Origin of the sequence: Malaciobacter halophilus (assembly GCF_002837275.1) — a bacterium.
Classification (GTDB): Bacteria; Campylobacterota; Campylobacteria; order Campylobacterales; family Arcobacteraceae; genus Malaciobacter; species Malaciobacter halophilus.
Window position 1 is genome coordinate 1 of sequence record NZ_NXIF01000007.1, and the last position, 22,175, is coordinate 22,175.

20 protein-coding genes and 1 pseudogene are annotated in these 22,175 nt (G+C 28.1%); 15 read left to right on the forward strand and 6 right to left on the reverse strand.

What is annotated here, in order from left to right; translation table 11 throughout:
• The 4 genes and pseudogenes from glyA to CP960_RS01595 form a co-directional block, all read right to left on the reverse strand.
• Positions 1-129, reverse strand: a pseudogene (gene glyA / locus CP960_RS01580) (serine hydroxymethyltransferase); the annotation flags it as partial.
• A 20-nt stretch (positions 130-149) separates the two neighbouring features.
• Positions 150-1,664: a lysine--tRNA ligase gene (gene lysS, locus CP960_RS01585; protein ID WP_101183485.1), complete on the reverse strand. Its 1,515-nt coding sequence runs from the start codon at positions 1,662-1,664 to the stop codon at positions 150-152.
• A gap of 18 nt (positions 1,665-1,682) precedes the next feature.
• The gene (locus CP960_RS01590) at positions 1,683-2,390 is read right to left on the reverse strand and encodes a CvpA family protein (RefSeq protein WP_101183486.1); all 708 of its coding nucleotides are present in this window, start codon (positions 2,388-2,390) and stop codon (positions 1,683-1,685) included.
• Between the two features lie 55 nt (positions 2,391-2,445).
• A complete protein-coding gene (locus tag CP960_RS01595; RefSeq protein ID WP_101183487.1) occupies positions 2,446-4,671 on the reverse strand; it encodes a sensor histidine kinase in 2,226 nt (741 codons plus the stop codon).
• Between the two features lie 154 nt (positions 4,672-4,825).
• Here CP960_RS01595 and ispG point away from each other — a divergent pair, with 154 nt between their 5' ends.
• The 7 genes from ispG (at position 4,826) to gmhB (ending at position 11,272) form a co-directional block, all read left to right on the forward strand.
• Positions 4,826-5,884, forward strand: coding sequence for a flavodoxin-dependent (E)-4-hydroxy-3-methylbut-2-enyl-diphosphate synthase (ispG, locus tag CP960_RS01600; RefSeq protein ID WP_101183488.1), 1,059 nt, complete (start codon positions 4,826-4,828; stop codon positions 5,882-5,884).
• Positions 5,885-5,953: 69 nt separating this feature from the next.
• Positions 5,954-7,393: a replicative DNA helicase gene (locus CP960_RS01605; RefSeq protein ID WP_101183489.1), complete on the forward strand. Its 1,440-nt coding sequence runs from the start codon at positions 5,954-5,956 to the stop codon at positions 7,391-7,393.
• Between the two features lie 51 nt (positions 7,394-7,444).
• Complete coding sequence (gene galU, locus CP960_RS01610) at positions 7,445-8,260, forward strand: UTP--glucose-1-phosphate uridylyltransferase GalU (protein ID WP_101183490.1); 816 nt, start codon at positions 7,445-7,447, stop codon at positions 8,258-8,260.
• A gap of 68 nt (positions 8,261-8,328) precedes the next feature.
• Entirely contained in the window at positions 8,329-9,537 is a 1,209-nt protein-coding gene (locus tag CP960_RS01615) for a glucose-6-phosphate isomerase (RefSeq protein ID WP_101183491.1), read from the forward strand.
• 2 nt (positions 9,538-9,539) lie between these two features.
• Positions 9,540-10,289: a hypothetical protein gene (locus CP960_RS01620; protein WP_101183492.1), complete on the forward strand. Its 750-nt coding sequence runs from the start codon at positions 9,540-9,542 to the stop codon at positions 10,287-10,289.
• 57 nt (positions 10,290-10,346) lie between these two features.
• Complete coding sequence (locus CP960_RS01625; protein WP_101183493.1) at positions 10,347-10,742, forward strand: type II secretion system protein; 396 nt, start codon at positions 10,347-10,349, stop codon at positions 10,740-10,742.
• Positions 10,743-10,750: 8 nt separating this feature from the next.
• A complete protein-coding gene (gene gmhB, locus CP960_RS01630) occupies positions 10,751-11,272 on the forward strand; it encodes a D-glycero-beta-D-manno-heptose 1,7-bisphosphate 7-phosphatase (protein WP_101183494.1) in 522 nt (173 codons plus the stop codon).
• A 203-nt stretch (positions 11,273-11,475) separates the two neighbouring features.
• Here the strand turns inward: gmhB and CP960_RS01635 are convergent, their stop codons facing one another.
• Entirely contained in the window at positions 11,476-11,991 is a 516-nt protein-coding gene (locus CP960_RS01635; protein ID WP_101183495.1) for a transposase, read from the reverse strand.
• A 176-nt stretch (positions 11,992-12,167) separates the two neighbouring features.
• Positions 12,168-12,974: a DNA ligase gene (locus tag CP960_RS01640; protein WP_101183496.1), complete on the reverse strand. Its 807-nt coding sequence runs from the start codon at positions 12,972-12,974 to the stop codon at positions 12,168-12,170.
• Positions 12,975-13,247: 273 nt separating this feature from the next.
• Here CP960_RS01640 and rfaD point away from each other — a divergent pair, with 273 nt between their 5' ends.
• From rfaD to CP960_RS01680, 8 genes are all read left to right on the forward strand, one after another.
• Positions 13,248-14,258 carry an ADP-glyceromanno-heptose 6-epimerase gene (rfaD, locus tag CP960_RS01645; RefSeq protein ID WP_101183620.1) on the forward strand — a complete coding sequence of 337 codons (1,011 nt, stop codon included), beginning with the start codon at positions 13,248-13,250 and terminating at the stop codon, positions 14,256-14,258.
• Position 14,259: 1 nt separating this feature from the next.
• Positions 14,260-15,687: a D-glycero-beta-D-manno-heptose-7-phosphate kinase gene (gene rfaE1, locus CP960_RS01650; protein ID WP_101183497.1), complete on the forward strand. Its 1,428-nt coding sequence runs from the start codon at positions 14,260-14,262 to the stop codon at positions 15,685-15,687.
• On the forward strand, positions 15,687-16,235 hold the full coding sequence (locus CP960_RS01655) for an adenine phosphoribosyltransferase (protein ID WP_101183498.1): 549 nt from the start codon (positions 15,687-15,689) through the stop codon (positions 16,233-16,235). The genes rfaE1 and CP960_RS01655 overlap by 1 nt, the downstream gene beginning before the upstream one ends.
• Positions 16,236-16,256: 21 nt before the next feature.
• Complete coding sequence (locus tag CP960_RS01660) at positions 16,257-17,372, forward strand: Wzz/FepE/Etk N-terminal domain-containing protein (protein ID WP_101183499.1); 1,116 nt, start codon at positions 16,257-16,259, stop codon at positions 17,370-17,372.
• Complete coding sequence (gene trpB, locus CP960_RS01665; RefSeq protein WP_101183500.1) at positions 17,365-18,573, forward strand: tryptophan synthase subunit beta; 1,209 nt, start codon at positions 17,365-17,367, stop codon at positions 18,571-18,573. Before CP960_RS01660 ends, trpB begins: the two co-directional genes overlap by 8 nt.
• Positions 18,574-18,582: 9 nt before the next feature.
• Entirely contained in the window at positions 18,583-19,278 is a 696-nt protein-coding gene (locus CP960_RS01670) for a DedA family protein (RefSeq protein ID WP_101183501.1), read from the forward strand.
• Positions 19,268-20,674, forward strand: a complete 1,407-nt coding sequence (locus tag CP960_RS01675; RefSeq protein ID WP_101183502.1) for a leucyl aminopeptidase — start codon at positions 19,268-19,270, stop codon at positions 20,672-20,674. The genes CP960_RS01670 and CP960_RS01675 overlap by 11 nt, the downstream gene beginning before the upstream one ends.
• Positions 20,675-20,861: 187 nt before the next feature.
• A complete protein-coding gene (locus CP960_RS01680) occupies positions 20,862-22,070 on the forward strand; it encodes a nucleotide sugar dehydrogenase (RefSeq protein ID WP_101183503.1) in 1,209 nt (402 codons plus the stop codon).
• Positions 22,071-22,175: the final 105 nt, after the last annotated feature.

Consider the following 22,175-nt stretch of genomic DNA (forward strand, 5'->3'; position numbering starts at 1 on the left):
AGCTGGGCTTGTAAAGTTCTCACTTGCAATCATCTCTAAATGATTTGTTTGTCTTTTTAACTCTTCTTTTACATAAGAGTATATCTCTTTATCTGCTTCTTCTAATCTCTCATTTGTTATATAACTCATTTTTACTCCCTAATGTTTTTCTACTCTTCGTCTGCGTGTAAATCTATCTCACTTTTTATAGGTTTCATTGCTGGGAATAGGATTACATCTCTAATTGAGTGCTCATTTGTAAGCATCATAACAAGTCTATCAATACCTATTCCTTGACCTGCGCAAGGTGCCATTCCATAAGATAAGGCATTAACAAAGTCTTGGTCCATTTCATGTGCTTCATCATCACCTTTATCTTTTGCAGCCATTTGTCCTTCAAATCTTTGAAGTTGGTCAATTGGGTCATTTAATTCACTAAATGCATTTGCAATCTCTTTTCCTGCAATAAATAACTCAAATCTATCTGTTAAGTGAGGTTTCTCATCACTTCGTCTTGCAAGTGGAGAGATTTCTACTGGATACTCTGTAATAAATGTAGGATTTATTAATTTTTCTTCAACAAAAGCATCAAATAACTCACCTTGTAGTTGTCCAAGATTTAAATTTTCATCTGCTTCTAAATTGTGCTCTTTTAAATATGCTAATATTTTTTCTTTATCTTCTGTTACTTCTGCTGGTACATTACCAACTGTTGTTAAAGATTCAATTAGTGGAATTTCACTAAATTTCGTAAAATCAATTTTCGTATCACCATATGGTAAAGTCATTGGTAAATCAAGATGTTCAAATAGGTATTCAAAATACTCTTTTGTAATCTCAATTAAGTCTTTATATGTTTTATATGCCCAATAAAACTCAATAGAAGTAAATTCAGGATTATGAGTTGCATCCATACCTTCATTTCTAAAGTTTCTATTGATTTCAAATACAGCTTCAAAACCACCTACAATTAATCTTTTTAAGTATAACTCTGGAGCAATTCTTAAAAATCTATCAACACCTAAAGCATTATGATGTGTAACAAATGGTTTTGCATTTGCTCCACCTGGAATTGGGTGCATCATAGGAGTTTCAACTTCTAAGAAACCTTTATCTTCAAAAAATCGTCTAGTAAGACTAATAACTCTACTTCTAATATGAAAAGTTTTTCTTACTTGAGAGTTCATAATCAAGTCTAAATATCTTTGTCTATATCTTAACTCTTTATCTTGAATTCCATGGTACTTCTCTGGTAGTGGCGAAATTGATTTTGTTAAAATAATTAGTTCATGAACATGTAATGATAATTCACCTTTATTTGTAACAAAAGGGTATCCACTTACTTCTATAATATCACCTACTTCTACATTTTTTTTGAAAATATTATTGTAAAAACCTTCTGGTAAATTATCTCTTGCTACATAAATTTGTAATATTCCACTTTCGTCTTCTATTTTTAAAAAACTAGCTTTCCCCATAAGTCTAAAGAATTTAACTCTTCCTGCAACTGTATAATTTCTTTTTTCATCTCTTTTATCTTCTTTTTGGAAAATATCAGTATTTACATTTAGGTATTTACTTATAGTAGTATTTCTTTTACTTGCATTTGAATATGGATTTACACCTAGTTCTTTTAAAGTATTTGCTTTTTCTATTCTTTGTTGTATATATTTATTTTCAAACAATCTATTTATCCTTTGCTATTATTTTTTAGTCTCTTCTTGTGTATTACTATTTTCAACTTCGTTTGCTGTTTGTTCAACATTTTGTTCTATATTATTTTTGATTTGTGTTGCATTTTCTACTACATCTTTTGTAGCTTTTTCTACTTCTTGTGAAACTTTTTCTTCGATTGATTTATTGATAGTTTGTTTTGTTTTATTTACTACGCTATCAACACCTTCTTCGATATTTTTAGTAACTTTTGTTGTGTCAAGTTTTATTATATATCCACCAACATCGATTAAGTAAGGGAAAGTAATAGAGTTTCCAACTTTATCATCTATTACTGATTTGAATGATTGTACTTGATATAAAGCATAAGCAATTACAGAGAAGATTAAAAATATTTTAGCACTTCCAAATAAGAATCCAAGAACTCTATTTACTACACCTAAACCACTTAAGTCAGTTATTTTACTTAAAACTAAAGCAATAAAATAAACAGCAACCCAAAATCCAATCAAAGCAGCTATAAATCCAATAAGTTTTATAGTAGCTTCATTTTCTAAAGCAAGTATTGGTGCAACTAAATTTCCAACTTCTAAAGAGAATCTTGAAGCTATGAAAATACCTCCAATAATTCCTACAATTCCTAGTACTTCTTTGATAAAACCTCTAAATAGACCTTTTAAACCTAAAATTACGGTAATACCAGCAACAACCATATCAAAAATAGTAAACTCTTGCAACTTAGTTCCTTTTATAAATATTGCGTATTATAACTAAGTTTTTCCAAATAGAAGTTTAATTAAAATCTATAATAATCTCAGCTCCAAAATACTCTTTATTTTCGTAACAAAAGCTACTATTTTTCACATCTATTTTGTAATTCATATGTTTTGTTAAAAGTTCTTGTACCATATAAAGTCCCATCCCAATTCCAAAAGCTTGATGTTTTGTTGTAAAGTATGGTTCTAATACTTTTTCTAAGTCCTCCTCATGGATACCTTTTCCTGAGTCTTTTATACTTAAGTAGTTGTTTTTTATTCGTATTATGATGACTCTATTATTTTTATCTTGATTATTACTTATTGCAAAAATTGCATTATCAAAAATACTTACAAGGGATTGCTGAAACTCTTGTTTATAACCAAAAATTTCTACATCTTTATCCATTGAAAAATCTATTTTTATATTTTTCTCTTCAAAAGTAGAGTTTAAAAATTTTAAAGTTTGTTGTATTGATTCACTTAATGTAAATTGACTTTTCTCTTTTTCTTGAGTAAAAAAGTTTGAAAAGTTATCAATTGTTTTAGATAGTTTTTTTGCATTACATAATATGATGTCACAAGAGTCATTAAAGCTTTTATCATCTAAAATATTCATCTCTTTTTGTATTTGCATTCCACTTGTTGCTGTACTAATTGTACTTAATGGTTGTCTCCATTGATGGGCAATATTACTCAATGTTTCTGCAATTGCTGTAATTTTTGATTGCTGAAAAAGAAGTCTATCTTTTTCTTGACTTTTATAAATTTCTTCTTTTATTCTATCTTCTAAAGACTCATTTAGTTTTTTAAGTTCTAAAGTTTTTTCATTTACTAATTTCTCTAAATTATTATTTAGATATTTAAGTTGTTGTTTTTGCTCAATTTCAGATGTAATATCTGTTAAGGTTACTATAATATAGTCATCTTCTTCACCTTTTGATACTTTAACTGAAAAGTGTCTTATATTTTGTAGATGGTTTAACATAGCAACCTTATAGTTTTTGCTTGGTTTTGAAAGTATGTATTCAGCCCAATTTTTCCCATCATAATCTTTATCAACAATATAAGAGCTATCTTGCATTTGTAAAAAGGCTTTACATACACAAATATATTTTTGTTTAAACTCTTTTAAATTTTTTACATCCTTAAAAAATTTTAGAAGCTTTTTATTTGCATTTATAATATTTACACCATCTGTAATGACAATAATACTTGATTGAGAATCAAGAATTGATTGTTTTTTCTTCTCTTGTGTTTTTAACTGTTTTATATGTTTTTTAAGCCTATCATTTAATCTATTTATATTTTTAGAATCAATATTATAAATATAAAAAGTAAATATAAAAGTGATAATAATTAGTGCAATTACTACTAACATTATCATTTGCTTTTTATAATCTTTTATAGCCTGAATATCAATTGCTTTAATATTTTCAAAAGTAACAATAGAGGCTAAATGCTTACCTTCTTTGTCATTTAAAGTATAAGAGTTAACTAAATATTTGTACTCTTTTATGTAATCTTTAATATTTAGATATTTTTTTATATCATCTTTTTTTACATACTCAATTAACTCTTTTGATGCATCTAAATTTGCAACATAATAATCATCAATAAAATTTTGTGTTAAAGAGTTTGTTAATCTATTTTTATATTTTTTATCAACTAAAATAAGAGTTGAAATATTATTATTACTTAGTTTTTTACTTATTGAATTAAAGTGTGTAATTACTTCAAGAGCACCTAAAAAATTATTCTCTGTATCAAAAATAGGAGTTCTTGCTTTTATACTTAAATCATATTTTCCTACACTAATAGAAGTAGTAATATCTTGTTTTTCAAGCATTTGTCTTAAATCTTTTCTAAAAAGAAGATTGTCATTTTTTTTAGTTGTCCATGACCTGTAAATTGATTTTCCGTTTTTATTAATTAATTGAAACCATACATTTTTAAATTTTGTATGTTTTCTCATTTGTTCAGCTATTTTTTCATATTCAAAGTTTTTATAATCTTTGTTTTTCATATATGAATATAATCTATCATCTTTTGCTAATGAAATTGCAATAGTTAGTGTAGCGTTTTGTTTATTCTCGATCAAATTTTCAATTAGCTTATCAGTAGCAGTAGCTGCTTCTTTATATCGTGAATTTAATAAAGCTTTCTCTTTTGTATGAATATATAAAGAAGTGAAAATAATAATACTAAATGTTAAAATAATAAATAAAGCTAAAAATTTTAGCTTGTTTTGTCTATATAGCATTAAAAGTCTTTTAATTATAAATTTAGATAATTTTATTATACATTTGTAAAACTTTCATTCAATTAAAATATGACAGAATTATTACATAAGATTAAGAAAAACATCAATTAAAAATATTCATCAAAGATTAATAATAATTAGATAAAATTTTGCCATGATTAAAAGATACCCAACAAAAAAGATTTATGTAGGAGATGTTCCTATTGGTGGTGATGCACCAATTCCTGTACAATCTATGACTTTTTCTAAAACATCAGATGTAAAAGCAACTGTTGAACAAATAAGAAGACTGCATTTTGCAGGGGCTGATATAGTAAGAGTAGCAGTACCTGATAAAGCAGCCGCAAATGCTTTAAAGGAGATAAAACAGCAAGTTAGTTTACCAATAGTTGCAGATATTCACTTTAATTATAGGCTTGCATTGATTGCTGCTGAAGTAGTAGATTGTATTAGGATTAATCCTGGAAATATCGGGGATAAAAAAAGAGTACAAGAGGTTGTAAAAGCTTGTCAGCAAAGAAATCTTCCAATTAGAATTGGCGTAAATTGTGGTTCTTTGGAAAAAGAGTTCGAAAATAAATATGGACAAACAGCACGAGGTATGATTGAAAGTGCTGATTATAATATAAAATATCTTGAAGATTTGGGCTTTACAGATATAAAAGTATCTTTAAAAGCTAGTGATGTTCAAAGAACAGTAGAAGCATACAGAGGTTTAAGACCTATGAATAATTATGCTTTTCATCTAGGTGTGACAGAAGCTGGAACACAATTTCACTCAACAATTAAATCTTCAATTGCACTTGGAAGTTTACTTCTTGATGGAATAGGTGATACTTTAAGAGTTTCAATGACAGGTGAACTTGAAAAAGAGATTGAAGTAGGGCGAGCTATACTAAAAGATGCAGGTTTAGTAAAAGAGGGATTAAATATTATCTCTTGTCCAACATGCGGAAGAATAGAAGCAGATTTAGTAAGTGCAGTAGCACAAGTTGAAGAAAAAACTAAACATATAAAAACACCTTTAAATGTTTCAGTTATGGGATGTGTTGTGAATGCTCTTGGCGAAGCAAAAGCTGCTGATGTAGCTATTGCTTATGGAAAAGGAAGTGGGCTTATTATTAAAAAAGGTGAAACAGTAGCAAAACTTCCTACTGATAAACTATTAGATAGATTTTTACAAGAAGTAGAAGAAGAAGCAAAGAAGAAATAGTCTTTGCTTTTCTTTGCTTGTTAGTTACTATTAGATATAATAAAATCTTTATATAAATATGGAGATTTTATGGATAGTGTATATAGTATAAATATAGAAAGAGCAGTATTAAGCTCAATACTTTTTAACCCTGACGAAATTGAAGAGATTTTATCAATTTTAAAACCCAAAGATTTTTATTTACCAGCACATCAAAAAATATTTGAAGTTATGACGAATCTTTATCGTGATGATATGCCAGTAGATGAAGAGTTTATAAGAAAAAGAGTTAGTGCAAAAGATGTAGATGACTCTATACTAATTGAAATACTTTCAGCAAATCCAATTACAAATACACTTGCATATGTAAAAGAGATAAAAGATGGAAGTATTAAAAGAGAACTTGCCTCATTAGCTACGACAATTAAAAAAGTTTCAATTGAAGATGAAGTTCCTGCAAATGAGGCATTAGATACTATTCAAGGTGAACTATATAAAATCTCAACTGATAGTGCAACATCTGAATTAAAAGATATGCAAGAAATCACGGGTGATACTTTAAGCTATATCAAAAAAATGAAAGAGTTAGGAAACCAACACTTAATAGGTGAAACAACAGGTTTTCATGATTTAGATAAAAGAACAACAGGATTTAATGAAGGTGATTTAGTAATTATAGCAGCAAGACCAGCCATGGGAAAAACTGCACTTGTTTTAAATATGGCTTTAGCAAATGTTGAAGCAGGAAAAGGAGTGGTTTTTTTCTCACTAGAGATGCCTGCTGAACAGTTAATGTTAAGAATGCTTGCAGCAAAAACATCAATACCTTTGCAGAATTTAAGAAAAGGTGATATGGATGATGACCAGTGGAGTAATTTATCAAGAGCTTTTGATGATTTAAATCAAAAAAAACTTTTTGTTGATGATGGTGGTAGTGTTAATATCAATCAATTAAGAGCAAGAGTTAGAAAACTTGCGCAAAATGAAGACAATAATATTTCAATGGTTATTATTGACTACTTGCAACTTATGCAAGGTACAGGAAATAAAGATAGACATCAAGAAGTATCTGATATTTCAAGGGGACTTAAGATGTTAGCAAGGGAAATGAAAATACCAATTATTGCACTTTCACAGTTAAATAGAGGACTTGAAAATAGACCAGATAAAAGACCAATGCTTTCTGATTTAAGGGAGTCTGGTGCAATTGAGCAAGATGCCGATATTATTATGTTTGTTTATAGAGATGATGTTTACAAAGAAAGAGATGAAGCAAGAAAAGAGAAAGAAGCAAAAGATAAAGGTGAAGAGTATAAATCTACTTTTGTAAACAAACCTGTTGAAGAAGCAGAAATTATTATAGGTAAACAAAGAAATGGACCAATAGGAACAGTTAAACTTGATTTCCAAAAACAGTACACGAGATTTGTAAATAAACAAAGTAGCGCAGATGCTCCCATTGAAGTTGTATTTGAAAGTGTAGCAGATACAAATAAAGAGACAAATATAGATGTACCTCAAATTCTTTAATGGATTTTAGGTATAATTTTTTATAAAAAAAGTGATTTTATAGGATTTTAGATGATTAAAAAATGTTTATTTCCAGCAGCAGGTTATGGAACAAGATTTTTACCTGCAACAAAAGCAACACCAAAAGAGATGTTACCTGTACTTACAAAACCTCTTATTCAATATGGAGTTGAAGAAGCAATTGATGCAGGGTGTGAAACAATGGCAATAGTAACAGGAAGAGGTAAAAGAGCAATTGAAGACCATTTTGATATCTCATATGAGTTAGAACACCAAATAAAAGGTACAAATAAAGAGCACTACTTAACAGAAATAAGAGAAGTTATAGAAAATTGTACTTTTTCATATACAAGACAAACAAAAATGAAAGGTTTAGGTCATGCCATTTTAACTGGGCAGACACTAATAGGAAATGAACCTTTTGCTGTTCTTTTGGCTGATGATTTATGCGATAGTAAAGCTCAAGGAGTTTTAAAACAAATGGTAAAACTATTTGAAAAATATCAGTGCTGTATTGTAGCTATTGAAGAGGTACCTAAAGAAGATACAAACAAATATGGAGTTATTGCTGGAAAACAGATTGAAGATGGTATTTATATGATTGATAATATGGTTGAAAAACCAGAACCACAAGATGCACCTTCAAATCTTGCAATAATTGGAAGATATATTTTAACACCTGATATTTTTGAAATAATAGAAAATACAAAACCTGGAAAAGGTGGAGAGATACAAATTACTGATGCTTTGATGACACAAGCAAAAAGAGGAATGGTTTTAGGGTTTAAATTTGATGGAGTTAGATTTGATTGCGGAAGTATTGATGGTTTTGTAAAAGCAACAAATCATTTTTATAAGAAAATTTAGAAAACTCGAATTTATTCGAGTAAAAAATACCAGTTTCAAATTCATATAATACAAATAAAAGGTAATAGATGCAATATAGCAAAAGTTTTTATCAAATAAAATCAAGTCAAACAATTTTTAATTATGTAAAAGATGAAATAGAACAAATAGGTTACTATTCTTTGCCCTTTCAAGATACTACAAAAATAAAAGAGTATGCGAAAAAAGTTTCAAAAAAACATATTGCAATAGTTGGAATTGGTGGAAGTACTTTAGGAACGTTTGCTATTTATCAGTTTTTAAAAAGAACAAGTGAATTTGATAAAAAGTTACACTTTTTTGAAACTACTGACCCTACGGATATAAAGCAAAGATTAAAAAAACTAGATTTAGAAGATACTTTATTTTTAATTATTAGTAAATCTGGTACTACAATAGAAACAATATCAATTTTTAAATACCTTTCATCTTTAATAAAAATGAGTAATGAAAACTGCACTATTATTAGTGAAAATGATAGTAAATTAACAGCTTTTGCAAATAAACACAAAATGACAACTTTTGATATTCCTAAAAATGTAGGTGGGCGTTTTTCTGTTTTTTCAACAGTAGGGCTTGTACCTTTAGCAATTTTGGGTGTGGATATTGATAATTTATTAAAAGGTGCTAAAGAGGTTCATAATAGTTTTTTTGAACAAAAAGAGTACTATGATATTATCATGGAAAAAGCAAGATTTATGGTTGAAAATAAAAATAGGTTTAACATAAATGTAGTTTTTTCTTATTCTGCAAGTTTAGAAGGGTTTAATAAGTGGTATATTCAACTTTGGGGTGAAAGTTTGGGAAAAATCAATATAAATGGTACAAAACAAGCATTAACTCCAATTGGCTTAATTGGACCAGTTGACCAACACTCTTTTTTACAATTAATAGCAGAAGGAAAACGAGATAAAACAGTTACTTTTATTAAAGTAGCAGATTTCCAAGATGAAACAAAAATACCAGCTAATACTTTAGAAGGTTTTGATGATTTAGATTATGTAGATAATTTAACTTTTGCAAAACTAATTGATGAACAAGCAAATGCAACTATAAAATCTCTTAAAGAGCTAGGAGATATTCCACATGATGTGATTACAATAAATAGAGTTGATGAGTTTAATATTGCAAAACTAATGTATAATTATCAATTATTAACTTCAGTTGTTGGTAAATTTGTACAAATAAATACATATAATCAACCAGGTGTTGAGTCTGGTAAAAAGATTTTAAAAGCTAAATTAAAAGATAAAGGGTAAGTATGATTTATGAGAAGCATTGGCAAAAGTATGATGAGTTTATTCCTTATGAATTGCAAATGAGTTTTGATATTAGATTATGTAATGTAATAAATATTTTAAACTATTTTTTCCAAGATTTACTTGTAAGAAAGCCACACTTCTCAAAAGTCACTTTTTATTTAGCTGGTTCATGTATTAAAAAAGATACTTTTAGAGATATTGATATGATTTTTCCTTCAAAGCAAATGATGGAAGAGTTAAACCAATGTTTAGATCAAAGCTATTTTGAGTATGAGAATAACTCTTTAACATATAAGTTTCATGATGAGATATTTCAGTTTGTATTTAGACCAAAATTTGAAAACAAATCTTTAGAGTTTACTGTTGATGGTTTTGATTTTGACTCTACAAAAATTGGTTTTGAGTGTGTTTTAGATTTAAATAGCAAAGAAGTAACAGTTGTTAAAAGTGATATAAGAGAAGAGTTTATCTCTTATATTCAAACAAAAGTAAATAATCTAAGTAAAATTAGTATTAATCCTTTTGTATCTTTACAAAGAGCAATACACTTTTTAAAAAGAGGAGATGAAGTACCATATAGCGTATTTTTAGATATTTGTTCTAGTATTGCTGATCTTAAGATAAATGAAAATGAAGATATAAACAAGCATTTTCAAAGACTTCAAGGAAATCCAAAAAAATTAGAGAATATAAAAGAAGCAATTAGTGATTATATAGAAGAGAAAAAAGACGAAGCAGAAAATAACTAATAATTTTATTTTTATTTAAAACTTTATATAATTTAAAAAATTATTTAAAGGTTTCTTATGAAAAGCGCTTTTTCTTTACTTGAACTAATTTTTGTGTTGGTTTTATTAGCACTAATTGGAAGCTATGCTATACCTAAATATATGAATACAAAACAAGCAGCTGTTGTTACTACTGTAAAAAGAGATATTGCTACAATAACAAGCTCTTTGCAATCATATTTTTTACTCCATGGAGAAATAGATGATATCAATGATGCTTTAACTTTAGGAAATAACAATTGGCAAATTGACAATAAAACAATTACATATAAGTCTTCAGGTCAAGATTGTATTACAATTAGAGTAAATGAGCAAGAACAAGAACTTGAATTGAATATTAATGAAACACTTGATACTATTTGTGAAAAGTTAAGTAATGCAGGAATAAAAGATACTAAAACTGCACTTTATTAGGAAAGTATATGCAAAAAGCCTTTTTTTTAGATAGAGATGGTGTAATAAATATTGATAAAAGTTATGTGTATAAGATTGAAGATTTTGAGTTTATTCAAGGAGTGATTCCTACTTTAAAATATATACAAAAAAAAGGTTTTAAACTTTTTATTATCACTAATCAATCAGGTATAGGAAGAGGCTATTATACAATTGAACAGTTTTTAGAGTTAACTTCTTGGATGTTAAATAGACTTGAAAATGAAGGAATTTTTATTGAAGAAGTGAAATTTTGTCCACACTCTCCAGAACAAAAATGTAATTGTAGAAAACCAAATACTGGAATGATTGATGAAATCCTAAAAAGTTATGATATAGACTTAGATAATTCATGGTTAATAGGAGATAAAAGTTCTGATATAAAATGTGCAATAAATGCAGGTATTAAATATAGTATTCAAGTAAAATCAGGACAAGAGTTTGACCAAACAAAATCTTTAGCAACATATGTACTTAATAGTATAAAAGATATAGAAAAAATAAAATTATAATATTATCACATTTTGGAACTGCGAATTCATTCGAGGCATTCTTGTGCATTTTGGTTTTTTGCACGGATAAATTCGAGCCTCCAATTTCAATTGCGCATTTGGGGTTTTTTACACGGATAAATCCGTGCCTCCAACACATTCCTTTCTTTGGAAACTCGAATTCATTCGAGTCCTTTTTAAAATAATTTATTTAAATCGAACCACTACTCATATAAACTATAAACTCTTCTTTCCCAATCTTTTAATTTTGCTTTTATTGGATTATTGTATATGTAATTATAAACTCTTTCAAAATGTTTTTCATCTCTTATTACTTTATCATAATAACCTTTTTGCCAAAAACTTCCTTTTTTATTTAACTTGGCATTTAATCTAAGGGCAGTTTTTGCTTTTATACATTTTATGATTTTATCAATATCATCAAACTGCTTTATTAAAATATGAATATGATTTGGCATGATACATAATATTATGACTTCATAAAGGTTACTTTGATTTTCCAATATAATATCTTTTACACTATCAATAAAATCACTATTTATATATGCACCCAAAGAAGAGTTATCTAAGTACTTATCAATTTTGTATTGTCTAATATGGTTACTTAATGATAAATCATTTTCAAGTTTTTTAAGATAAAAATCAATATTATCTTTTGTACGAAAAGTGATAAATTGATAATGCTCTTTTAAATTTATATGGGGGAGTTTTTTGTACATAAATAAACCTTTTATTGTATATAGGAACCCCGAATTTATTCGAGCAATTTGGCACGAATAAATTCGAGCTTCCAACACACTGCACGAATAAATTCGAGCCTCCGGTGAACTTTCGGAACCCCGAATTTATTCGGGGTTTTTTTTGCACGGATGAATCCGCGCTTCCTGTGAACTTTTTACTCCTTTTTTCTTACTCTTAAAAATGAAGCAAATTTTGGTTTGTTATATTTAGTAAAACCATAATATTTAAAAGTTACAATTTCTCCTATTTTAGGTGGTTTATATCTTTGCTTATTTGAAAAACCTCCTCCTAGATTAAAAGTAATACCATTTGGAAGTTTTATTATTAGACTTTTCATTCTGTGTTTATTTTTTTTATCATAATTAATACCAATGATTTTTCCTTCCATATCAAAAATTTTTTTTACTTTTAATATATCTTGACTTCTACCTTTAAAATATTTTTTATGGGGATTTTTTATTATTATTCCTTCTGCTTTATTTAATACAAGTTTTTCTAAATATTCCTGCATATGATTTTTATTTTTACATCTTATTTGAGGAATAAATCTTATATATTTATTTGGGTTATTTTTAAACCATTTTTTTGCTTTATTTAATCTTTGTTTAAAATTGCCTTTTGCATTTGGTACTTCAAAAATATTATAAGTTATTTCACTCCATTTTTTTGAAGCTTTTTTATCTAGTACTATGCTTTGTATGTTTTCAAAATCGTCTCTTTTAGTCCATAACTCTCCATCAAGCTCAAAATTTGGAAAATTTTTTGTAAACTCTTTTTTTGTAGTTATTTTATTACCATTTTTTGTAAGAAGTTGCTTCCCATCCCAATAAGCTCTTATACCATCGAGTTTTTCACTCATATACCAGCCTTTGATGTTTTGATTGTCATAAGTCATAGGTTTTTGAAGATTATTTGCATAAGACGATAGAAAAAAGAAAAATATAATAAGAAATTTCTTCATGAAAACTCTTTAAAATAATTTGAAAAATTATATTATTGTAAAGTTGAAAGATTGGTTAAGTGTTTTTTAGATCTTGGAACCCCGAATTTATTCGGGGCAATTTGGCACGGATGAATCCGCGCTTCCGATTTCACTTGCATTTTCGGAACCCCGAATTTATTCGGGGCAATTTAGCACGGATAAATTCGAGCCTCCGATATTTGCTTGCAAAAAGCTAATTTAATTGAATTTTAGTTAAAATGTAAGACTTTATAAACATAAGTGAGAGATATGATGAAATATAATGATATAGATTTTAATAATAAAACAATTTTGATTACTGGGGCTGCTGGATTTATTGGTTCTAATTTGGCTTTTTATTTTCAAGAAAATTTTCCTGATGCAAATGTTATTGCTCTTGATTGCTTTAGGTCTGGGCAGACTTTCTCAAATGGAAATTTGAAAAGTTTTGGGCATTTTAAAAACCTTATTGGATTTAAAGGAACTGTAATAAGTGGCGATATAAATGATACTGATCTTTTAAAAAGATTGGCTATACAGTATAGCTTTGATTATATCTTCCATCAAGCAGCTATTTCTGATACAACAGTTAATGAGCAAGATTTGATGATAAAAACAAATGTAAATGCATATGAAGAGCTTTTAAAAATTGCTATTAATCATAATGCAAATATGGTTTATGCTAGTTCTGGTGCTACTTATGGAGATGCTTCAAGCCCTCAAACAGTAGGGAATGAAGCACCAAGTAATGTTTATGGATTTAGCAAATTAATGATGGATAATATCTCTTATTCTTATATAAACAAAAATCCAAATATATCAATTGTTGGACTTAGATATTTTAATGTTTATGGTCCAAGAGAGTTTTATAAAAATAAAACAGCTTCAACTGTTGTTCAGTTTGGGCATCAAATATTAAAAGGAAATGCTCCTAAATTATTTGAAGGAAGTGATAAGATACTTAGAGATTTTATTTATATTGAAGATGTTATTCAAGCAAATATAAAAGCTTGTGCTCCTAAAAAAAGTGGAGTGTATAATGTAGGAACAGGAAAAGCAAGATCTTTTCAAGCAATAGCTGATACATTACAAAAAGAGCTTGGTACAAATTTTCAAACAGAATATATACCAAATCCATATATTGGTCAATATCAATTTCATACAGAAGCAAATATGAAAGAGACAAAGAAAAATTTAGATTTTGAGGCAAGATTTGAGTTAGAAGATGGAATAAAAGCATATATTCCTGAGATAAAAAGACTTTTTAATGATGAGGTAAAATAAGATGATTAAATATGATAAAAAGCCAAATATTTTAGTTATTGGTGATCTTATGATAGATCATTATTTATGGGGAAAGTGTGATAGAATTTCACCTGAAGCACCTGTACAAGTTATTGATATAAAAAAAGAGACAACTGTTTTAGGTGGAGCAGGAAATGTTATTAACAATCTTTTATCTCTTGGCTCTGATGTAAGTGTTATCTCTGTTGTAGGAGATGATGATACTGCAAAAGAGTTAAAATCTATGCTAGATAAAGAGGGAGCAAAATCTTTTTTAATAGAGCAAAAGGGAAGAAAAACTTCTAAAAAATCAAGAATAATGGCTTCTCACTCACAAGTAGTAAGATATGACCACGAAAGTAAAAACTCTATCTCTTTTGATAGTGAAAAAAGAATTTTTGAGAAATTTCAAGAGATAATAAATAGATACGATATTATCCTTTTTTCAGATTATGGAAAGGGTGTAATTACTAAAGAATTATCAAAAAAAATCATAGATTATGCTAAAAAATATGAAAAAAGAGTAATAGTTGATCCAAAAGGAGAAGACTACTCAAAATATGAAGGTGCATACTTTTTAACACCTAATAAAAAAGAGGCACAAGAGGCTTCTAAAATAGAGATTGAAAATGATGATACTTTAAAAGAGGCTTTAAAAAAATTAAAAGAACAAGCAGATTTATACTACTCAATTATCACTTTAAGTGACCAAGGAATAGCTCTTTTAAAAGATGATGAAGTGATTATTAGACCAACAGTAGCAAGAGAAGTTTTTGATGTTACTGGTGCTGGTGATACTGTTCTTGCTGCACTTGGATTTGCACTTAGTTTAAATAATAGTATTGAAGATGCTTTAGAGTTTGCTAATTTAGCAGCTGGAGTTGTAGTTGGTAAGCTTGGAAGTGCAACTGTTAGTCTTGATGAAATTGAAGAGTATAAATCAAGTTTAAATAAAAGTTCAATTGAATTACATATAAAAACAGTTCAAGACATTGAAAAAATCTCTGAAAGATTAAAAAAACAAAACAAAAAGATAGTATTTACAAATGGATGCTTTGATATTTTACACAAAGGTCATGTAAGTTACTTAGATGTTGCCAAATCATTTGGTGATGTTTTGATTTTGGGATTAAACTCAGATGATAGTGTAAAAAGATTAAAAGGTGAAAACAGACCAATAAACACACAAGATGATAGAGCTTATATAGTTTCTGCTTTAGAGTGTGTGGATTATGTAGTAATCTTTGATGAAGATACACCTTATGAGCTTATTTCAAAAGTTCAACCAGATGTTTTAGTAAAAGGTGCTGATTATGAGGGTAAAGAAGTTGTAGGAAGTGACATAGCCCTTGAAACAAAACTAGTTGAGTTTGTAGATGGAAAAAGCACAACAAAAACAATAGAAAAAATCAAAAAAGTGATAAAGTAATGACTGAATTAACACAAGAAGAGAAACAAATACTATTAAATGCCATAAGAGATGTACAAGATTTTCCAAAAGAGGGTATAGTATTTAAAGATATAACAACACTTCTAAATGATAAAAATGCTTTTAGTCTTTTGATGAATCACCTTGAAAAAAGATATAAAGAGTATAATTTAGATTATGTTGCAGGTATTGATAGTAGAGGATTTATCTTTGGTGCAGCACTTGCTGATAGATTAAATATAGGTTTTGTTCCAGTTAGAAAAAAAGGAAAATTACCAAGTACAACTGTATGTGAAAAGTATGAGTTAGAGTATGGTTTTGATGAAGTTGAGATACATCTTGATGCTTTTCATGGAAAAACAGATGCAAAAGTTCTTTTGATTGATGATTTGCTTGCTACTGGTGGTACAGCAAATGCATCTGCAAAACTAATAAAAAATGTAAAAGCAAATTTAGTTGAAGCTTGTTTTTTATTAAACCTTACTTTTTTAAATGGAAAACAAAGAGTAGAGCAACACACACCTGTATATACAATACTTGATGTATAAAACAAATCTGGGGAGAAAAAGTTGGAAAAAGAGATAAGAACTATACAAGAAGATGAGATTGATTTAAAAGAGTTATTTAAAACACTATGGCAAAAAAGAGTTTTTATAGTAGTTTTTACTTTAATAATAACAGTTTTAGGAGCTGTTTATGCTTTTACAAGAACACCTATTTATGAAATTGATTCAACTTATAGAATAGGATTTATTGGAGATAAACTTATAGAAAAACCAAATGTTTTAGAACAAAAGTTAAGACTTATTTTTAATGTAGATAATCCAGATAAAAAGATAGAAAAAAACAATCCAAAAATCACTGAGATAAAAATAGTCAAAGGTGTTGAAAATTTCTTAAAGATAAAAATACAAGGTCTTTCAAATAAAGAACTTTTAAGTAAAAATAAAGAAGTTTTAGATTTTATAAATAACGATTATAAGTACAAATATGAAGAGTTTTTGATAAATACAAAAAATAAAATCAAAGATTTACAGTATAATTTAAACTATGCAGAAAAAGTAGAAAAAAGAAAAATAGAAAAAGAAATAGAAAAAATAGAAAAAGAGTTAACTTTAAAAATAGAAAATAAAATAAATTTTCTCAAAAAAGTAAAACTTAATACAATAAGTAATAAAATTGAATTTTATGAAAAGAAATTAAAAGAGTATGAAAAAAATATAATAAAAATAAATAAAAATAAAACTGCAAATAAAAGCGAAGGTATTTTAGTAGCTACACAACTTCAAACTATTCAGACACTTGTTATGTCTGCAAAAGACAAACTTGAAGATTTAAAGCAATTAAAACAAAATATTTTAATACTACAAATAGAAGAGTTAGAGTTTGAAAAAAATAATCTAATAAATGAAGATTTAAAAAAGTTGCAAGTTAACTTAAATATAGAACTTCCAAAAAAGATTTATGATTTAAATCAAAAGTTATTAAAAGAAAAAAGAAAACTAAAAACAAATTATTTTAAAAATACTTATGCAGAAGGAGAGATTCTTAAGCATAAAAATCCTATCAAACCAAAGAAAAAACTAATAGTAGTAGTATCTTTTGTGACTGGATTTATTTTATCTATTTTCTTAGTATTTTTCATACAGTTTATAAAAAGTTTTAAAGAGGATGAAAATGAGTGATTATATCCCAAAAAAGAGTAAATTTGACCCTGATGAAAATGGGCATTTTGGAAAATTTGGTGGAAGATATGTTCCTGAAACATTGATGCCAATACTTGAAGAGTTAGAAAAAGAGTACAAAAAATATAGATTTGACAAGGATTTTTGGAAAGAGGTAAATGAACTTTTAGAAGATTATGTAGGAAGAGAAAATCCTTTATATTTTGCAAAATCAATTAGTAAAGAGATTCAAGCCAAAGTATATTTAAAAAGAGAAGATTTAAATCATACAGGTGCTCATAAAATAAACAATGTAATAGCCCAAGGTTTGCTTGCAAAAAAATTGGGGAAAACAAAAGTGATAGCAGAAACTGGTGCAGGGCAACATGGAGTTGCGACAGCTACAATCGCAGCACTTTTAGGTTTAGAGTGTACTGTCTTTATGGGTGCAAAAGATGTACAAAGACAAGAGTTAAATGTATTTAGAATGAAGCTTTTAGGTGCTAAAGTTGTTGCTGTACAAAGTGGTAGCAAAACTTTAAAAGATGCAATGAATGATGCTATTAGGTATTGGGTTACAAATGCAAGAGATACTTTTTATATAATTGGAACTGTTGCAGGTCCACATCCTTATCCTATGATGGTTAGAGATTTTCAAGCTATTATTGGCTATGAAGCAAGAAAACAGATACTTAAAAAAGAGAATCGACTACCTGATTATGTTGTTGCATGTATTGGTGGTGGCTCAAATGCAATAGGAATGTTTTCTCATTTTTTAGAAGATAAAGAAGTTACTTGTATTGGAATTGAGGCTGGTGGCTTAGGACTTGATACAAATAAACACGGATGTAGCTTAGAAAAAGGAACACCTGGGATTGTTCATGGACAATGTTCATATTTACTACAAGATGAAGATGGGCAAGTTACAGAAGCACACTCATTTAGTGCAGGACTTGATTATCCAGGAATTGGGCCTGAGCACTCTTTTCATAAAGATAATAAAACAGTTGAGTATGACTCGATTACAGATAAAGAAGCCTTAGATGCATTTGTATGGCTTAGTCAAAAAGAGGGAATAATCCCTGCTTTTGAAAGTGCACATGCAATTGCATATTTGAAAAAAGCTAAAGAAAAGTTTAAAGACAAAATTATAATAGTTAGTTTATCTGGACGTGGTGATAAAGATATGATTCAAGCAAAAAGCTTACTTAGTTTTGAATAAAGTATTGTTATGGAAAAATTTTTTAAAAAAGTCCAACCTCATTCAGGAAAGATATTAGCAACTGTTGTAATCGTTTTTTTCTCATATTTAGCTTATAATTTATATCATGCTCCTGTTAGCGGTTTTGAGAATAAATTTGTTTATTTATTAAAACAGTATGGATATATAATACTTTTTGCATGGGGAATGTTAGAAGGTGAAGCAGGCTTAGTAATGGCAGGGCTTTTGTCTCATACAGGAGATATGAGTTTATATATAGCTATATTTGTAGCTGGACTTGGTGGTTTTGCAGGTGATCAAGTATATTTTTATATTGGAAGATTTAATAAAAGCTATGTTCATAGAAAATTTAAAGGACAAAGAAGAAAATTTGCATTAGCTCATGTTCTTCTAAAAAAACATGGATGGCCTATAATATTTATTCAAAGATATATGTATGGAATGAGAACAATAATACCTATATCAATTGGACTTACTAGATATAGTGCAAAAATGTTTGCTTTTATCAATTTGATTTCTGCATGGCTTTGGGCTGCTATTACCATAGTTCCTGTTTGGTATTTTGGTGAAGAGATTTTAAAAGTATTACATTTTTTAAAAGAACATTGGTATTTTGCATTGCCATTTGCAATAGTATTTGGTGGAAGCATAATATACTATTTTAATAAAGCTACTCAAAAAAAGGATAAAAACTATGAAGATTAATTTAGTAGATAAAGATAAGAAGTTAAAATCAGGTTTAGAGATTATTATTTTAAATGATTTAGATACTGCAAAAGATAAAAAAGTATTAAAAGCATTAAATTTTGAACCAAAAGATGAATCTTGTGTTCTTTTAATACAAAGTGCAAAAATATATGTAGGATGTGAATCAAATGATTATGATAGTATAGCAATTGCAATTGCTGAAGCTATAAAAAAATTTAATTCAACTACAATAAAAAGTGCAAAAGTAGTTTTAAAAGATACAACAAATTTAAAAGCAGTAGTTGAGGGTGCACTTTTGGCTGATTATAAGTTTACAAACTATAAATCAGAACAAAAAAAGAGTAAAAAGCAAGAACTTAATATAGTAGTTGAGTCTGTTGATAAAAAATTAGAAGCAGTTGTAAATGAATCAATTGTTATTTGTGAATCTGTGAATAAAGTAAGAGATATGGTAAATACAGCTCCGGCTGATTTCTATCCAGAAGTAATGTCTCAAATTGCTAAAGAGATTGCAGTAGAAAATGAACTTGAATACAAAATCCATGGGGAAAAGTATTTAGAAAAAAATGGAATGAATGCAATGCTAAGTGTGGGAAGAGCTTCTATTCATGAATCAAAATTAATTCATTTAAGTTTTAAACCTAAAGATGCAAAAAGAAAAGTTGTACTTGTAGGTAAAGGGCTTACTTATGATTCGGGAGGATTATCTTTAAAGCCAGCTGATTTTATGACTACAATGAAATCAGATAAATCTGGTGGTTGTGCAGTACTTGGAATCATAGATGCAGTTGCTAAGTTAAATTTACCAATTGAAGTTCATGCTATTGTGGGTGCAGTTGAAAATATGATTGGTGGAAATGCATATAAACCAGATGATGTATTATGTGCAAAAAATGGTAAAACAATAGAAGTTAAAAATACAGATGCAGAAGGAAGATTAGTACTTGCTGATTGCTTATGTTATGCACAAGATGAGATAGAAAATATTGATTATATTTTTGATTATGCAACACTTACAGGTGCTTGTGTAGTAGGAGTTGGTGAATACACAACTGGAATCATGGGAAATAGTAATGAACTTAAAAAAGAGGCAGTGAAGTATGCATTGGCTTCAGGAGAGTATGCAACAGCTCTTGATTTTAATAGATTTTTAAGAAAAACAATAAAATCAGAAGTTGCAGATATAAATAATATAGCAAGTACAAGATATGGTGGAGCAATAACAGCTGGACTTTTCCTTGATAACTTTATAGAAGATGAAAACAAAAATAAATGGATACATTTTGATATAGCAGGACCTGCATATGTTGAAAAAGCATGGGGATATAACCCTTTTGGAGCAAGTGGAGCAGGTGTAAGAATGACACTAGAGTTTTTCAAAAATCTAAAATAAAGGAACCCCGAATTCATTCGGGGCATTGCACGGATAAATCCGCGCCTCCATCACACTGCACGAATAAATTCGAGTCTTTAATCTTGGAATCTCGAATTCATTCAAGGCACTATTTATATTATTTACCTAACCAACTATTAACTACTTTTTTTATACAATAAAATCAAAAAATAAGGTATAAATTATCATGCAAAATAAAAATTATAAAATAGCAATAGCAGGTACTGGATATGTAGGACTATCAAATGGAGTTTTACTTTCTCAACACAATGAAGTAGTTGCCCTTGATATTATCCCTGAAAAAGTAGAATTATTAAACAATAAAAAGTCACCAATAGAAGACAAAGAGATTGAAGAGTATTTACAAACAAAAGATTTAAATTTTAAAGCAACTTTAGATAAAAATGAAGCTTATAAAGATGCAGATTTTGTAATTATTGCAACACCTACAGACTATGATACTCAAACAAACTATTTTAATACAAAAAGTGTTGAGGCAGTAGTAAAAGATGTATTAAGTATAAATAAAGATGCAGTGATGATTATTAAGTCAACTATTCCAGTTGGATATACAAAATCTTTAAAAGAGAAATTTGGATGTGAAAATATTATTTTTAGTCCTGAGTTTTTAAGAGAAGGCTTAGCTTTATATGACAACTTATATCCAAGTAGAATAATAGTAGGTGAACAAAGTAAAAGAGCCGAAATTTTTGCGACACTTCTAAAACAAGCAGCTATTAAAGAAGAGATAAACATACTATTTACAGACTCAACAGAAGCAGAAGCAATTAAACTTTTTTCAAATACATATCTTGCTATGAGAGTAGCATTTTTCAATGAACTTGATTCTTATGCACAAACTCATAATCTTAGTACAAAACAGATAATTGAGGGTGTAGGATTAGATCCAAGAATTGGAAATCACTATAACAACCCAAGTTTTGGATATGGAGGATATTGTCTTCCAAAAGATACTAAACAATTAAGAGCAAACTATGAAGATGTACCAAATAATTTAATAAGTGCAATAGTAGATGCCAATAGCACAAGAAAAGATTTTATTTCTGATAGTATTATTAAAAAAGCAAAAGAATTATCAAACGATACAAAAGATATAAAAGTAGGTATATATAGACTTGTGATGAAATCAGGAAGTGATAATTTTAGAGCAAGTGCTATTCAAGGAATCATGAAAAGAATTAAAGCAAAAGGTATTGAAGTTGTAGTATATGAACCAGTACTAGAAGAAGAAGACTTTTTTAATTCAAAAGTTATAAAAGACTTAGAAGAGTTTAAAAAAATAAGTGATGTAATTGTAGCAAACAGAATCTCAGAAGATATAAAGGATGTAGAAGAAAAAATTTATACAAGAGATATCTTCAATAGCGATAGCTAAAGGAAACCCGAATTCATTCGGGTCTTTCTTTCTTTGCACACTTTTTGTACGGATAAATTCGCGCTTCCAAAATAGCTAAATAAAACCTTGAATTCATTCGAGCCA